This is a genomic window from Caloramator sp. E03, from assembly GCF_006016075.1.
Classification (GTDB): domain Bacteria; phylum Bacillota; class Clostridia; order Clostridiales; family Caloramatoraceae; genus Caloramator_B.
This window is the reverse complement of sequence record NZ_CP040093.1, coordinates 639,167-654,538: the sequence shown is the minus strand read 5'-3', so window position 1 is coordinate 654,538 and position 15,372 is coordinate 639,167. Positions and strand designations below refer to the sequence as shown.

At 29.6% G+C, this 15,372-nt stretch carries 14 protein-coding genes and 1 other annotated feature; all 14 genes read left to right on the top strand.

Annotation, left to right across the window (positions count from 1 at the left end; genetic code table 11):
* Positions 1–10 precede the first annotated feature (10 nt).
* The 14 genes from FDN13_RS03405 (at position 11) to FDN13_RS03335 (ending at position 15,338) form a co-directional block, all read left to right on the top strand.
* Positions 11–1,057, top strand: a complete 1,047-nt coding sequence (locus FDN13_RS03405; protein WP_138978909.1) for a glycosyltransferase family 4 protein — start codon at positions 11–13, stop codon at positions 1,055–1,057.
* An 11-nt stretch (positions 1,058–1,068) separates the two neighbouring features.
* Complete coding sequence (locus tag FDN13_RS03400; RefSeq protein WP_138978908.1) at positions 1,069–2,097, top strand: glycosyltransferase family 2 protein; 1,029 nt, start codon at positions 1,069–1,071, stop codon at positions 2,095–2,097.
* Between the two features lie 22 nt (positions 2,098–2,119).
* Positions 2,120–3,370, top strand: a complete 1,251-nt coding sequence (locus FDN13_RS03395; RefSeq protein ID WP_138978907.1) for an O-antigen ligase family protein — start codon at positions 2,120–2,122, stop codon at positions 3,368–3,370.
* Positions 3,363–4,700 (top strand): nucleotide sugar dehydrogenase, encoded by a 1,338-nt coding sequence (locus FDN13_RS03390; protein WP_138978906.1) that lies wholly within the window; start codon positions 3,363–3,365, stop codon positions 4,698–4,700. Before FDN13_RS03395 ends, FDN13_RS03390 begins: the two co-directional genes overlap by 8 nt.
* A gap of 28 nt (positions 4,701–4,728) precedes the next feature.
* Positions 4,729–5,292: an acyltransferase gene (locus tag FDN13_RS14345; protein WP_243120257.1), complete on the top strand. Its 564-nt coding sequence runs from the start codon at positions 4,729–4,731 to the stop codon at positions 5,290–5,292.
* Positions 5,293–5,303: 11 nt separating this feature from the next.
* On the top strand, positions 5,304–5,954 hold the full coding sequence (locus tag FDN13_RS03380; protein WP_138978905.1) for a sugar transferase: 651 nt from the start codon (positions 5,304–5,306) through the stop codon (positions 5,952–5,954).
* Between the two features lie 129 nt (positions 5,955–6,083).
* Positions 6,084–6,317, top strand: a binding site (T-box leader).
* 127 nt (positions 6,318–6,444) lie between these two features.
* Complete coding sequence (gene trpE, locus FDN13_RS03370) at positions 6,445–7,875, top strand: anthranilate synthase component I (RefSeq protein WP_138978904.1); 1,431 nt, start codon at positions 6,445–6,447, stop codon at positions 7,873–7,875.
* A complete protein-coding gene (locus tag FDN13_RS03365; protein WP_138978903.1) occupies positions 7,876–8,466 on the top strand; it encodes an anthranilate synthase component II in 591 nt (196 codons plus the stop codon).
* A complete protein-coding gene (gene trpD, locus FDN13_RS03360; RefSeq protein ID WP_138978902.1) occupies positions 8,447–9,460 on the top strand; it encodes an anthranilate phosphoribosyltransferase in 1,014 nt (337 codons plus the stop codon). The genes FDN13_RS03365 and trpD overlap by 20 nt, the downstream gene beginning before the upstream one ends.
* A 1-nt stretch (position 9,461) precedes the next feature.
* Positions 9,462–10,259 (top strand): indole-3-glycerol phosphate synthase TrpC, encoded by a 798-nt coding sequence (gene trpC / locus FDN13_RS03355; protein ID WP_138978901.1) that lies wholly within the window; start codon positions 9,462–9,464, stop codon positions 10,257–10,259.
* Entirely contained in the window at positions 10,246–10,890 is a 645-nt protein-coding gene (locus FDN13_RS03350; protein WP_138978900.1) for a phosphoribosylanthranilate isomerase, read from the top strand. The genes trpC and FDN13_RS03350 overlap by 14 nt, the downstream gene beginning before the upstream one ends.
* Positions 10,887–12,071, top strand: coding sequence for a tryptophan synthase subunit beta (gene trpB / locus FDN13_RS03345; protein WP_138978899.1), 1,185 nt, complete (start codon positions 10,887–10,889; stop codon positions 12,069–12,071). The genes FDN13_RS03350 and trpB overlap by 4 nt, the downstream gene beginning before the upstream one ends.
* Entirely contained in the window at positions 12,061–12,855 is a 795-nt protein-coding gene (trpA, locus tag FDN13_RS03340) for a tryptophan synthase subunit alpha (protein ID WP_138978898.1), read from the top strand. Before trpB ends, trpA begins: the two co-directional genes overlap by 11 nt.
* A 152-nt stretch (positions 12,856–13,007) precedes the next feature.
* Positions 13,008–15,338 carry a PAS domain-containing sensor histidine kinase gene (locus FDN13_RS03335; RefSeq protein WP_168190060.1) on the top strand — a complete coding sequence of 777 codons (2,331 nt, stop codon included), beginning with the start codon at positions 13,008–13,010 and terminating at the stop codon, positions 15,336–15,338.
* The last annotated feature ends 34 nt before the right edge of the window (positions 15,339–15,372 follow it).

Genomic DNA, 15,372 nt, shown 5'->3' with positions numbered 1-15,372 from the left:
CGGTGAGGATATGAAGATTTGTTATATTGCAAATGCAGCCTTATCTCATACTCAAAAATGGGCACAGTATTTTGCAAAAAAAGGATGGGAAGTTCATGTTATATCCCATAAAAAAGCAGAAATAGAAGGTGTACATGTTCACTATATAGATTATAGTCTCAAAAATTTTCTGGTTGCATCAAGAAAGGTTCATAGACTTATAAAATCAATAAATCCTGATGTGCTACATGCACACCAGGCAAATACCTGTGGATTTTATGCTGCTACTATGAAAGGATATAAGTTTATAGTTTCAGCTTGGGGTTCCGATATTCTGCTTGCACCTGAAAAATCAATTATATTAAGAACAATAGTGAAATATGTTTTAAAAAAGGCTAAGTTTATAACTTCAGATTCAAGTTTTATGTCAGAAAAGATAGTAGATCTTGGGGCTGATAAAAATAAAATATATACTTTTCCGATGGGAGTAGAAGATGAACTTTTAAACTATGTCCATAAATTTGATGAAGATAATAGTTTAAGCTTTATAAGTAATAGAAGGCTTGAGAAGCTTTATAATATAGATATTATAATTGATGGTTTTTACGGGGCACTTTTGAAAAATAATAATATATTCCTCACAATTGCAGCTGATGGTAGCGAGATGGAAAGATTAAAAAGTAAGGTTAAAGAATATAAAATTGAAGATAAAGTAAAGTTTGTAGGAAGGTATAATCCTTTAGATGTAGGAAAGCTATTATATAAAAATGATGTATTTGTTTCAATACCTTCCTCAGACTCAACATCTGTTAGTTTACTTGAGGCTATGTGCTGTGGACTATTTCCTATAGTTTCAGATCTACCTGCAAATAGGGAATGGGTACATGATAAAGATAATGGTTATATAATAAAAGGTATAAATAGTAAAGAAGTTGAAGAGGCTATTTTATGGTGTTGTAATAATAAAAAAATATTAAAAGAAGCTTCAATAAAAAATTTAAAGATTATTAGAGAAAAGGCGCTTTGGAGTAATAATGTAAAAATAGTTGAAGAGCTTTATGAAAGTATGAATAAATAGGGGTGTTTTTAATGGAAGAAAACAAAAAAATTGTGTCTGTTGTGATACCCTGCAGGAATGAAGAAAACTATATAGGGCAATGTATTGAATCAATTATAAATCAAAGTTATGGGATTGAAAACATAGAAATAATAGTTGTTGATGGGATGTCTGATGATAAAACCTTAGACATAATTAAAAAGTATGAAGAAACCTATACTCAAATTAAAATCATAAACAATGAAAAAAAAATAACTCCTGTTGCAATGAATATAGGTATAAGGCATTCAAAAGGAGATATAGTTATGATATTTGGTGCACATTCATATATGCACAAGGATTATATTAAAAGGGTTGTTGAAGATTTTGAGAGAGATAATGTTGATTGCGTTGGAGGCAGAATAATTAACATAAGTGAAAATAAAACTGCACAAGCTATTGCTCAAGCAATGTCATCTCCCTTTGGTGTTGGTAATGCATTGTTCAGATTTTCTAAAACAAAACAGCTTGTTGATACTGTTGCATTTGCAGCATATAAAAGGGATATATTTGATAAAATAGGATATTTTGATGAGGAATTTGTAAGAAACCAAGATGATGAGATAAATTTTAGATTGATAAAGTCTGGTGGGAAGATATTGCTTGATCCTGATATAATATCCTATTATTATACAAGAGGCTCATATAAAAAACTTTGGAAACAGTATTATCAATATGGATTCTGGAAAGTTAGAGTTATTCAAAAGCATAAAAAACCGGCTTCGCTAAGACATCTTGTTCCAGTTTTCTTTGTATGTGGACTTGCATTAGGAGCATTTTTAAGCATTTTTTCAAAATTAATAGGTTATCTTTATGCTATAGTTTTGCTTATATATTTAATACTTGGAGTAGCTTTTTCAATAAAAGCATCAGATAAGAATTATAATCTTGTTTTCAAAATTTTATTTGCTTTTTTAATACTTCATACAAGCTATGGGGTAGGTTTCTTAGAAGGATTATATGTTTTTTATATTTCAAAGGATAAGAATAAAATAGATAAAAATAAGAAGCTTTCAAGATGAAATCTGTAAGCTGGAGGATAATATGTTTTTAAAAAGATTATTTAATGTTATAATGTATTCGTTTATTATAATTGTTCCTATAATGCCTCTAAAAGTTAAAATTAAATATTTCCCAATGTCTGCCGACTTTATTTTAGGAAGCTTTGCAATAGCATTAGGTGTTATTTATTCTTTATATATTTATAACAAAGATGGTAAAGAAGTATTTGATATTTTTTTCGATAAAAGGATAAAAATATTAAATGTATTGATAATACTCTTTGTTTTATTAAGCCTAATTTCTGTTAGCTACTCGGTAAATAAAACTGTAGCTATAACTGAAACTTTTAGATTTTTAGAATATGTTATTCTTTTTTATTTAATATTAATAATATCTGATGATAGATTTATAAAAATTGCTTTATTATTATTTTTTCTTTCAATGATACTTGCAAATATATATGGAGTGGTGCAGTTTGCATTGAATTTATCAAATTTTAGGGATGCAGAGCAAATTTATCCTTTAGGTAGAGGCAGAGTCTTTGCAACCTTTGAAAATCCAAACTACTGGGGCTGTGCAGTAAATACTGTTATATTTATTCCAATTATAGATATGCTTGAGAGCAAAAAGATAAAAATTATATATAACCTTTTGCTTTTTATTCTTTTTGCTTTTAACCTTTTGATGAGTTTTACAAGAGGCTCATGGGTAGGTTTTGCATTAGGGCTTATTCTTTTATTTTTATTAAGGTATAGAAAAGGTCTTATAGCTCTTCCTTTCATAGGAGTTTTATCTTTATTAGTTCCATTGACACGAAAAAGGATACTTTCAATATTTAGTTTTTCAAGCCTTACTAATAATGAAAGATTAAAGCTTTGGAAAACTGGAATAATAATGTTTAAAGAACATTTTTGGACAGGAGTTGGAAATGGGAACTATCTTTATAGATATACAGAATATGTAAAAAAATATAAAGAACTATACCTTGGAAGGTGGAAGTTTAGCGTTCATAATTCATATATAAAGATGTTTGCAGAGCTTGGCATATTTGGTGGGTTAATTTTTATTGGAATTTATTTAAATTTATTTTATCTTGTCTTTGATACCTATTTAAAAAGTGAAAAATATAAGCTTTATGCTTTAGCAGCTTTGTGTTTTATAGTTTCTTACGTTTTTCAAAATTTCTTTAACAATTTGATGTTTATACCTCAGCTAAATGTGTTTGTATGGATAATAATTGCTTTACTATATAAAGGTAAATATTTAGAAGAACAGGAGGATAAAAATGAATAATTTAATTGAAAAAATAGACGATAGGTATAAGAATGTAGCAGTATTTGGACAAGGCTTTGTAGGGCTTCCACTATCACTTAGCTTTTCCTTTAGAGGATGTAATGTTTATGGAGTTGATGTTGTAAAAGACCTTGTTGATGACATAAATAGAGGTATTACATATCATACTGAAGGATTTGAAGGAAAATCAATACAGCAGATTTTAAAGGAAGAGCTTGAAAGTAAAAGATATAGAGCAACTACAGATATGGAGCTTGCCCTTAAAGAAAGTAATAATATAATTGTAACTGTAGGAATTCCTATAAGAAATGGAGAACATGACATATCAGAGCTTTTAAACTGTTGCAATGTAATTGGAAAAAATCTTAAAAAGGGAGATCTTGTTGTTATAAGAAGTACTGTAATTCCAGGAACTACTGAAGAAAAAATACTTCCAGTGCTTGAAAAGGAGTCAAATCTTAAGGCGGGAGAGGATTTTTATCTTGCATATTCTTCTGAAAGAATAGCTGAAGGGCATGCCTTTGAAGAATTTGCATATATGCCAACAATAGTTGCAGGAATAAATAAAGAAAGTGCTAAAAGAGCAAAAGAATTACTATCTATAGTATGTAAGGCTGAAGTTATAATAGCAAGTAATATAAAAATAGTTGAAACTGCAAAGGTATTTGAAAATGTTCAAAGGGATGTTAATATAGCAATGGTACAAGAGTTTGCAAGATTTACAGAAGCCCTTGGGATAGATATTTTTGAAGTTATAAATGTAGCAAACACTCATAAAAGGGTAAAGCTTTTAACTCCAGGTCCTGGTGTTGGTGGATACTGTATACCTAATGCATATCACTATCTTGAGCCAAAGGCAAAAGAGCTTAATATAAGTCTTGATCTTTTAAAATTATCAAGGGATAAAAATGCTAATTTGCCCAACATTATGGTAAGCATGCTGGAAGATAAATTATTAAGCATTGGTAAAAAGATAAAGGATTGCAAAATTGGGATACTTGGTATTGCTATGAAGGATTATTCAAATGATGACAGGATAAGTCCCCCAATTGAAATTATAAATATATTAAAACATAAAGGAGCATCTGTTTTTGCCTATGATCCAGTTGTTCCAACAGTTTATGATTTTAAGGTTGAAAAAATAGATGAGGCCTTGAAAAATGCTGATGCAGTGATGGTTCTTGCAAAACAAAAAGAATTTGACACAATTGACTTAGATTATCTATTAGAAAGCTTAAATAAAGGAACAATACTATTTGATACTAAAAACTTATTTGTGAGATATGCAGAGCAGCTAAATAATAATGGTATTTATGTGATGTCTATATAATATACCTTCAAAATGGGGGAGAAATAATTTGAAAGGACTATTTAGATGTATATTATATTTATGGGTTAAGGTTAAAATTGGAGTACTAAGAATAAAGGCAAAAATTTTCGGTGATTATATAATAAACCGATACATTGAACATTGTTCAGAGAGAGAAATAAAAATTGCATTAAAACTTCTTGGTGCACAGATTTCAGAAACTACAAATATAAGACCAGGTCTTGTACTTGATAATACCTATTTTAACTATAAAAATCTTAAAATAGAAGATAATTGCTTTATTGGGCGAAAAGTATTTTTTGATATGGCAGATTGTATCACTATAAAGAAAGAAGCAGTAATTTCAGAAGGGGTTAGTATATTGACTCATCAAGATGTTGGATATAGGATGTTAAAAAGGTTTTATAAAAGAAAGGTTGCACCAGTTGTATTAGAAGAGGGATGCTGGATTGGTGCAAATGCTACAATACTTTGTGGTGTTAAAATTGGAAAATGTTCTGTTGTTGCAGCAGGCTCTGTTGTAAATAAGGATGTCCCAGAATATACTGTAGTTGGAGGAGTTCCAGCAAAATATATTAAAGACTTAAAATAAAGGAGGGGCTTATGGCAGGGATAACATTAAAGGAGATAGAAAATAGTTTAAGTAAAAAAAGATTTCAATTTGCTATTAAAAGATTTTTTGATGTAATAATTTCGTTAATACTTCTTATAGTATTAAGTCCACTTTTTCTTATTCTTGCTATTTGGATTAAAATTGATTCTGAAGGAGAAGCTATTTTTAGGCAAACAAGGATAGGATTAGGTGGCAAGCCATTCACAATATATAAATTTAGAACAATGGTAAAAAATGCAGATAAACTTTTTAACAAAAAGGTTGAAAAAGAAAACCTTAAGAATTTTGTATTTCAGGATAAAGATGATCCAAGAATAACAAGGTCAGGAAAGTTTTTAAGGAAAACAAGCCTTGATGAGTTGCCTCAACTTATAAATATATTAAAAGGAGATATGAGCCTTATAGGACCAAGACCAGAGATACCTGACATTGTAAACCTCTATAGTGACTATGAAAGAATAAGACTACTTGTAAAACCAGGAGTATCAGGACTTGCACAGGTTAATGGAAGAGGAGATTTAGATGTTGGACAGACAATAGAATACGATGTTAATTATGTAATGAATTTCTCCCTTTGGCTTGATTTTAAAATATTTTTAAAGACTTTTAAGGTTGTATTTATGCGTGAAGGAGCCTATTAGAAGGTATAGCTGATATAAGAATGGGAATACTAATAAAAATGAAATTTCACTAATTATGTAAAAAAATTAATATATTATCATGTTGACAAATGTTGTTGCAATAATATAATAATATTAAAAGTGGATAAGTTAAAGTCGATGAAAAGAAGGAGTAGGTACAGGAATTTAGTTAAAGCGAGTTTGGGGTGGTGAGAGCCAAATACTGTAGCCTGTATTGAATGGGTCTTGAAGATGTGATGCGAAATTGAAGTAGCAGTAACCGGTAGTCTACCGTTAAAAAGACAGGGTATCGAGTAAAATCCGTACCTGGAAGAGATAGTTTTAACCGAGGTGGCAAAACGAAATTAACATTTCGTCCTTTTTGGATGAAATGTTTTTTGTTTTATTTTATATTCCACCAAAGGTAAAACTGAAGATGGGTGGCACCGCGTCGCTACGTCCCATTATTTGGGCGTAGCGATTTTTTTATATATAAAAAGGGGTGATGATAGTGGTAAATTTATCAGAGATTGAATTTAAAAAATATAAAAGTATGAAAAAAGTATTTCCAGTATACTTAACGATTAATGCAGATGAAATAACTCCAATAAGTATTTACTACAGTATTAAAGGTTCGAACAAGTTTATTTTAGAAAGCGTTTTTTCAGAAAAAGAGATAGGAAGATATTCATTTATTGGTGCACAGCCTTATATGAGTATAAAAAGTTATGGAGAAGAAATTTTAATATGCCGTGGTGCAGAAGAAATAAAGTCAAAAGGAAAGGTTCTTGATTGTATAAAGAAATATATAGAAAGTGACTATGAATCTTTAGGCCTTGATATACCGTTTACAGGAGGAGCGGTAGGATATATTGGCTATGATGTAATAAGGCAATATGAGAAGATTCCTAATAAAAATAAAGATGAGATTGATGTACCAGAGGCATTTTTAATGTTTTATAAAACTTTTATATGCTATGATCATTTCCGCCACAAAATGATTTTAGTTTATAACGTATTTGAAGATGATGAAGCAGATTTAAAAGCAATAATAGAAAAACTTAACGAAATTAAAAAAACGATTAAAGAGAATATTGAAACACATGAATTGAAAGATACAAATAAAGAAAAAGAATTTGAGTCGAATTTTACAAAGGAAGAATATTGCAGAATTGTTGAAAAGGCAAAGGAGTATATAAAGCAGGGCGAAATATTTCAGGTAGTATTATCACAAAGGATGAAATTTATTTGCAATTCTGATCCTTTTGATGTTTATAGAAGGCTAAGATCAAAAAACCCTTCACCATATCTTTTTTATATAGATTTTAGGGATTTTCAGATAGCTGGTTCTTCTCCAGAGAGACTTGTTTCTTTAAAAGGGAGAAAGGTAGTTACTAATCCAATTGCTGGGACAAGGGCAAGAGGCAGAGATTCTCAAGAAGATGAAAATTTAAAAGTTGAACTTTTAAAAGATGAAAAGGAAAAATCTGAGCATGTAATGCTAGTTGATTTAGCAAGAAATGATATAGGTAGGATAAGTGAATTTAATAGCGTCACAGTAGAAAGATTTATGGAAGTTGATTATTATTCCCATGTCATGCATATAGTTTCAACTGTCTCAGGAGAGCTTAAGAAAGGTTTAACATGCTTTGATGCGTTAAGTTCTTGTTTGCCTGTTGGCACTGTATCAGGTGCTCCCAAAATAAGAGCAATGGAAATAATAGATGAACTTGAAAATGTTCGGAGAGGGATTTATGCAGGTGCTGTTGGTTATTTTTCCTTTAGTGGCGATATGGATACATGTATAGCAATCAGGACAATTATTTTTAAAGAAAACAGTGCATATATACAGGCAGGAGCAGGAATTGTATTTGATTCAAATCCAGAATCAGAGTATATGGAAACACTTAATAAAGCAATGGCAATGAAGGAGGTGATTTAATTGTTATTAATAGTTGATAATTATGATTCATTTACTTATAACATTTATCAATATGTAGGTGAATTTTATGATGATATTTTAGTTTTAAGAAATGATGAAGTGGATTTGAAATATATATCTTCAATGAATCTAAAAGGAATAATTTTATCACCTGGGCCTGGAAGGCCTGAGAAGGCAGGGATATGTATAGATTTAATAAGAGAATATGGAGGTAAGATTCCTATATTAGGAATATGTCTTGGACATCAAGCTATTGGATGTGCTTATGGCGGAAAAGTTATTAGGGCCCATATAATTAAGCATGGTAAGACATCAGTTATTCTACACGATGATGACAAAATATTCAAAGGTATAAAAAATAAAATTAAAGTTATGAGATACCATTCATTAATTGTTGAAGAAAATACTCTTCCAAATGAACTTAAAATTATAGCAAAAAGTATTGATGATGGAGCAATAATGGCAGTTAGACATAGATATTTTGATGTATATGGACTTCAGTTCCATCCTGAATCTATATTAACTGAGCATGGAAAAGACATAATAAAAAATTTTTTGGAGGGGATATGCTATGTTTCAAGAAATAATTAAAAAGATTGTTGATAAGAAAAATTTAACTGAAGATGAAGCTTATAATGCAATGAACGAAATTATGAAAGGTAATGTAGCAAATTCTCAAATAGGAGCATTTTTAATTGGAATTAGAATGAAAGGGGAAACAGTTGACGAAGTAGCAGGATGTGCAAGAGCAATGAGGGATAATGCAAAGAAGGTAAAATTAAAATCAGAGTATGTAATTGATACTTGTGGGACAGGTGGAGATGGAGGGAAGACATTTAATATTTCAACAGCTGTTGCCATAATTGCGGCAGCAGCGGGGATTAAGGTTGCAAAGCATGGAAATAAAGCAGTTTCAAGTAAAAGTGGCAGTGCTGATGTATTAATGGAGCTCGGCTATAATATAGATTTAGATCCAGATAAGGCAGCAGAATGTATTGATGTGTCAGGTATGGGATTCTTATTTGCACAAAAATACCATACTGCAATGAAAAATGTTGCAGCAGCAAGAAAAGAAATTGGAACAAGCACTATATTTAACATACTGGGACCTCTTACAAATCCTGCATTTGTTAAAGGTCAAGTATTGGGCGTATATGATAAGGATTTGACAAATATGCTTGCAAATGTACTTTTAAGATTAGGATGCAAGAAGGCATTAGTTGTATCTGGGAATGATGGATTAGATGAGATTACTACAACAACATTTACTTTTGTAAGTGAAGTTAAAAATGGCGAGGTTATTGATTATATTATAAATCCTGAGGAATTTGGTATTGAAAGATCATCAATAAATGATATTAAAGGAGGAAGCCCAAATGAAAATGCAAAAATCATTATTGATATTTTAAAAGGTAAAAAAGGTTTTAAAAGAGATATTGTAGTTTTAAATAGTGCTGCTGCACTTTATGTTGGGAATGTTTGTTTAAGCATAAAGGAAGGAATACGTCTTGCAGAGGAGATTATAGATTCAGGGAAGGCATATAAAAAAATGAATGAAATCATTGAATATAGTAGGGGATGCTAATATGATACTTGATGATATTATTGCCTATAAAAAAGCACAGATAGAAGAAGAGAAAAAAAGAATATCTTATGAAAGCTTTAGTAATTGTAATAATTCTTTGAGAGAATTTAAGAAGGCCTTAAAAAAAGATCGTATAACAATAATTGCAGAAATAAAGAAAGCATCACCATCAAAGGGTATAATTAAAAAGGATTTTAATCCTTCTGAAATTGCTAAGATTTATGAAAAAATAGATGTTGATGCAATATCAGTTTTAACAGAAAAATATTTTTTTAAAGGTTCTGATGAATATATATTAGAGGTTAAAAATGTAAGTTCAAAACCTGTATTAAGAAAAGACTTTATAGTTGATGAATATCAGATATATCAGTCAAAAGCATTAGGTGCAGATGCAGTTTTGCTTATAGCTTCTGTCCTTAAAGATAAAATAAAAGTATTTTATACTAAAGCTAAAGAAATAGGGCTGGATTGTATAGCTGAAGTTCATGATGAAAGGGATCTTGAATTTGTTTTATCGGCAGGATGCGACATTATAGGAATAAATAATCGAAATTTAAAAGATTTCACAGTTAATTTAAAAACTACCGAAAGGCTTATAAGGTATATACCAAATAATGTTTTAGTAATATCTGAAAGTGGTATAAAAAATACTGAGGATATTGAATATTTAAAATCACTTGGTGTGGACTCAGTACTGATTGGGGAAACGTTTATGAGGAAGATTGAAAATATAGCTGAATTAGAGGATTTGGTTTTAAAGGTAAGGAAAGAGGAGTCTTGTAGTTATGGTAAAGATTAAAATTTGCGGATTAAAAAGATATGAAGATATAGCTTATGTAAATGAGCTTATGCCTGACTATACTGGCTTTATATTTGCAAATAGCAAAAGGCGTGTTGGAATTGAAGAGGCAAAAAATTTAATTGAAATTCTTGATAAAAAGGTACAAAGAGTTGGAGTTTTTGTAAATGAGGATATTGAAAAAGTAAAATATATTGCTGAATATTTAAAACTTGATATAATACAACTTCATGGAAGTGAAGATGAAATATATATTAAAAAATTAAAAGGCTTTAGAACATGGAAGGTATTGGGGATAGATATTGGGGAGAATATTACAGATAAGCTAAAATATTATCAAAAACAAATTGAAATATTAAATAATCTTCCTATTGAGGCAATTGTATTAGATAGTAAATTGAAAGATATACAAGGAGGACTTGGTAAGGGCTTTAACCTAGAAGTTATAGATATGCTTGATATAAAAAAGCCAATTATTTTAGCAGGTGGATTAAACTCTGATAATATAACAAATGCAATATCAAAAGTAAGACCTTTTGCAGTTGATGTTTCAAGTGGTGTGGAAGAAAATGGGGTAAAAGATTTTAATAAAATGAATGAATTTATTAAAAAGGTGAGGGATTTTGAATGAATGGAAGATTTGGTAAATTTGGAGGACAGTATGTTCCTGAAACAATAATGAATGCTTTAATTGAACTTGAGAATGAATTTTATAAAGCAAAAAATGATAAGGATTTTATGGATGAATATAATTACTATCTTAAAGAATATTCAGGAAGAGAAACGCCTTTATATTTTGCAGAAAATCTTACTAAAAGGCTAGGAGGTGCAAAAATATATCTTAAAAGAGAAGATTTAAATCATACAGGATCACATAAAATAAACAATGTATTGGGACAGGTCTTGCTTGCAAAAAGAATGGGGAAAAACAGGATTATTGCAGAAACAGGAGCTGGTCAGCATGGAGTTGCAACAGCAACTGTAGCTGCAATGTTAGGAATGGAATGTGAAATTTTTATGGGTGAAGAGGATATTAAAAGGCAGGCACTTAATGTTTTTAAAATGAAGATATTAGGTGCCAAAGTGACAGCTGTGTCTTCAGGCACAGGTACTCTTAAAGATGCTGTAAACGAAGCAATGAGAGATTGGGTTAAAAATGTAGAAAATACTTTTTATGTTATAGGATCTGTTGTTGGTCCACATCCTTATCCTACAATAGTTAGGGACTTTCAAAGGATAATTGGAGATGAAACAAGAAAACAGATTTTGGAAAAAGAGGGAAAACTTCCGGATTATGTTGTTGCATGTGTTGGAGGAGGAAGTAACTCTATGGGTATATTTTACCCTTTTATAAATGATATCAAAGTAAAACTTATTGGTGTTGAAGCTGCAGGTTTAGGAATTGATACTGGAAAGCATGCTGCAAGTATTTCAGGTGGATCAGTTGGTGTTATTCACGGTATGATGACATATGTTCTTCAAGACGAGGATGGGCAGATACTTCCAGCTTATTCAATTTCTGCAGGACTGGACTATCCTGGTATTGGTCCTGAACATGCATATTTGAAAGAAATAGGAAGGGCAGAGTATGTATCTGTAACAGATAAAGAAGCACTTGAAGCATTTCATGATTTATCACACTTTGAAGGAATAATACCTGCACTTGAGAGTTCCCATGCAGTTTCTTATGGAGAAAAACTTGCTAAAAAACTTCAAAAAGATGATATTATTATTGTTAATTTATCAGGTAGAGGGGATAAAGATATAGATACTGTAATTAGTATTATGGAGGAGAATAATAATGGCAAATAGAATTGATGCAAAATTTAAATTATTAATTCAAAATGGTGAAAAGGTAATGATTCCATTTATAATGGCTGGAGATCCAGATATAAATATGACAATTGATTTGGTTTTAGCAATGGAAGAGGCAGGGGCTGATATCATAGAATTAGGTATACCCTATTCTGATCCTTTAGCTGATGGAGTTATTATACAAGAATCCTCATCAAGAGCTTTAAAAAAAGGTGCAAAGATTAGCATTATAATGAAAGCTGTTGAAGAGATAAGAAAAAAGAGCAATATACCTTTGATTTATTTAGTATATTATAATTCTATATTTAAATATGGAATTGATAAATTTATTAAGGAAAGTAGCCAAGTCGGTGTTGATGGAATTATTATTCCGGATTTACCGATTGAAGAGAGAGGTGATATATTGAAAATTTCAGATAAATATGGTGTATATTTAATTCCACTTGTTGCCCCAACCTCTAAAGAAAGAATAAAAAAGATAGTAGAGAATGGAAAAGGTTTCGTGTATTGTGTATCAACGAAAGGTGTTACAGGGATTAGGGATGATATTGATACAAACGTTGAAGAATATATGAAAATGATATCTCAATATACTAAATTACCAAAAGCCCTTGGATTTGGAATATCAAGTGCAGAAATGGCAAAAAAATATAAATTATACTGTGAAGGAATAATTGTAGGTAGTGCAATAGTAAAAAGAATAATAGATTCTACTAATAAAGAAGAAACAATAAAAAATGTAAAGTATATAGTATCACAAATAAAGAATGTTTTAAAATAAAATGTAAAAGGGTGATTAATTTATATATTTAATCACCCTTTTGTTTTAAAATTTAAGTATAGAATATTTTAGATTAAAAAAAAGGAAATTTTGAAATTTTGTAGAAGTTATTAAAAAAAAACATATATATTGTTTTGGGGGTATATATGGTGATGGGGAAAAGTGAAATTTTGCCTCAAAAGATGAAGTATTCAAAAAATTATGTTGTTGTAAAAGATGGTATTGTAAGAAAAATAAGCAGTAATCTAATTTCATTACTTAAATATGATAAAAAAATCATTGTAGGAAAGGATGTTGAAAGTTTTTTTAATTTAATAAAACTATATCCTAAATTTGATAATAAATTTTCCAATGATAAAGATTATTATTTGTTTAACAGAACTTTCCAGGTTAAAGCTGTAACTATTAAAAAATACGATTTAAAAAGAGATAATGAGTACCTTTTAGCATTTAATGAGATATATAAAAATAAATTAAGCAAAAAGTTGAGTTTTATTAATCAGTTTGAGAAATATTTTGATAACGCTTTTGGCATTGCACTTTTTGCAGTACCGGATTTTCTACTTTTAAAAGCTAATAAAAACTTTATTAATTTTCTTAGTAATTTTACAATTAAAAAGGAAAATTTCATTGGGAAGAGAATTGATGATATAGTTGAAGTTGGGATGCCAAAATACTTTTGGGACAAGGTTTGGGAGCGCATACTAAAAACTCAGAAGCAATATTTTATCAAAGAATATAAGCATCTTAGGATAGATGGACAAATAGAATATTGTTCTATAAATATTACTCCTATTAAAGAAAAAGATGTTATAAAATATATACTTGTAGCGATAAAAGATATAACTGATGTTGTTATTAGGAGAAAACAGATTGAAAATCAAGCAAGGATTATAAAAGAACAAAGAGATCAGCTTGAAATAATATTAAAAAATATATCTGATGGAATCTGTATTATAAATAAAGACCTTAGTTATAAACTCTTAAGTGACTCTGCAAAGGAATTTTTCAGTAGCTGGGAAAAAATAAAATATTTTGGGGATTCGTTAAAGGATACAACTTATTATGGTTATGATGGTAATGAGATTGCCTTTGAGAATATGCCTGGATATAGAGTATTAAAAGGAGAAAAAATAAAGGATTTTATACAAGTTATTAAATGCCAAGATAAGACTATATATGTTAATACTTGTGGAAGCCCTGTATATGATAAAAATGGAGAAGTTTCAATGGCAGTTTTATGTTATAAGGATATAACAGAACAGATAAATTATGAATCTATATTAAAAACACAGATGGAGCATTTCTATAAAATAATTGATTCACTTGAATTACCTATTGTTAGAATCTCCTATCCTGAATATAAAATAATTGAAATTAATAAAAAGGCAAAGGAATTAATAAATCAGACTATACCAAGATTTCATAACAATTTAGATGAAATTAAATTAGGTCAATCCCTAAAGTGTATTCCCTTTGACTTTAAAGACAGAGAAGAATATAAATTAATTGATGAAATGGAAAAAAATAAAATGCCAATTGAGATTAATGATGTTGAAATATTAAAGAAGAATAAAAAAATACATGCAAAAATCATATTTCAGCCAATATTAAATTCATCAGGAGATATATATGAAATACTTATGATAATAATAGATATTACAAATGAAGTTGAACAGAAGGAGGCAATAGAGAATTTATTAAGGGTTCAAGGGGAGATATTTTCTTTTATTACTCACGAGTTTAAAACACCTCTATCAATTATTAGTGCTGCTGTTCAAACAATAGAATTTTTATCTAAGGATGAGCTTTCTGACAGAACAAAAGATTATTTAAAAAAGATAAAGCAAAGCTGCCTTCAGCAGATTAGGCTTGTTAATAACCTTCTTGATGTAGTAAGAGCCGATGCAGGATATTTAAAGGTATACAAAAAAAACATAGATATAGTTAGATTTTCAAAATCAATAATTGAACTGGTTTCAATATATGCAAAGCAAAAAAATATAAACTTAAGTTTTATACCCCAGATTAGAAACAAGATAATTGCAATTGATGATGAAAAGTATGAAAGAATACTATTGAACCTACTTTCTAATGCTATTAAAAATACTCCTTGCGGGAAAAATATATATGTTTATATTTCAACAGATGAAAATAGTGTTTGTATTGAGGTTAAGGATGAAGGCGTTGGAATACCAAAGGAAAAACAAGAACTAATATTTAAACGCTTTAGTCAGATAGATAATAGCCTATCAAGGAAAAGTGATGGAACGGGGATAGGATTAAACCTTACAAAGCTCTTTACTGAGGCTTTAGGAGGTAGGATAGAATTTTCAAGCATAGAAGGGGTGGGAAGTAGCTTTAAAGTATTTTTACCTGATGACTTTGTTAAAGAAGAAATTGAAGATAAATGTGGAATATTAGAGGATAATAGGTTTATTCAGAATGTAAATGTTGAGTTTTCAAATATATATTATGATTAAAAGCCATAGATAACATACTTGTTTAAATGCAAAT

Bases quoted from the DNA above. Each gene is read 5' to 3' on its own strand.
- trpA (WP_138978898.1), top strand. From the start codon at position 12,061: ATGGCAAATAGAATTGATGCAAAATTTAAATTATTAATTCAAAATGGT.
- FDN13_RS03405 (WP_138978909.1), top strand. From the start codon at position 11: ATGAAGATTTGTTATATTGCAAATGCAGCCTTATCTCATACTCAAAAA.
- trpB (WP_138978899.1), top strand. From the start codon at position 10,887: ATGAATGGAAGATTTGGTAAATTTGGAGGACAGTATGTTCCTGAAACA.
- trpD (WP_138978902.1), top strand. From the start codon at position 8,447: ATGTTTCAAGAAATAATTAAAAAGATTGTTGATAAGAAAAATTTAACT.
- FDN13_RS03390 (WP_138978906.1), top strand. From the start codon at position 3,363: ATGAATAATTTAATTGAAAAAATAGACGATAGGTATAAGAATGTAGCA.
- FDN13_RS03395 (WP_138978907.1), top strand. From the start codon at position 2,120: ATGTTTTTAAAAAGATTATTTAATGTTATAATGTATTCGTTTATTATA.
- FDN13_RS03380 (WP_138978905.1), top strand. From the start codon at position 5,304: ATGGCAGGGATAACATTAAAGGAGATAGAAAATAGTTTAAGTAAAAAA.
- trpC (WP_138978901.1), top strand. From the start codon at position 9,462: ATGATACTTGATGATATTATTGCCTATAAAAAAGCACAGATAGAAGAA.
- FDN13_RS03400 (WP_138978908.1), top strand. From the start codon at position 1,069: ATGGAAGAAAACAAAAAAATTGTGTCTGTTGTGATACCCTGCAGGAAT.
- FDN13_RS03350 (WP_138978900.1), top strand. From the start codon at position 10,246: ATGGTAAAGATTAAAATTTGCGGATTAAAAAGATATGAAGATATAGCT.
- FDN13_RS03335 (WP_168190060.1), top strand. From the start codon at position 13,008: ATGGGGAAAAGTGAAATTTTGCCTCAAAAGATGAAGTATTCAAAAAAT.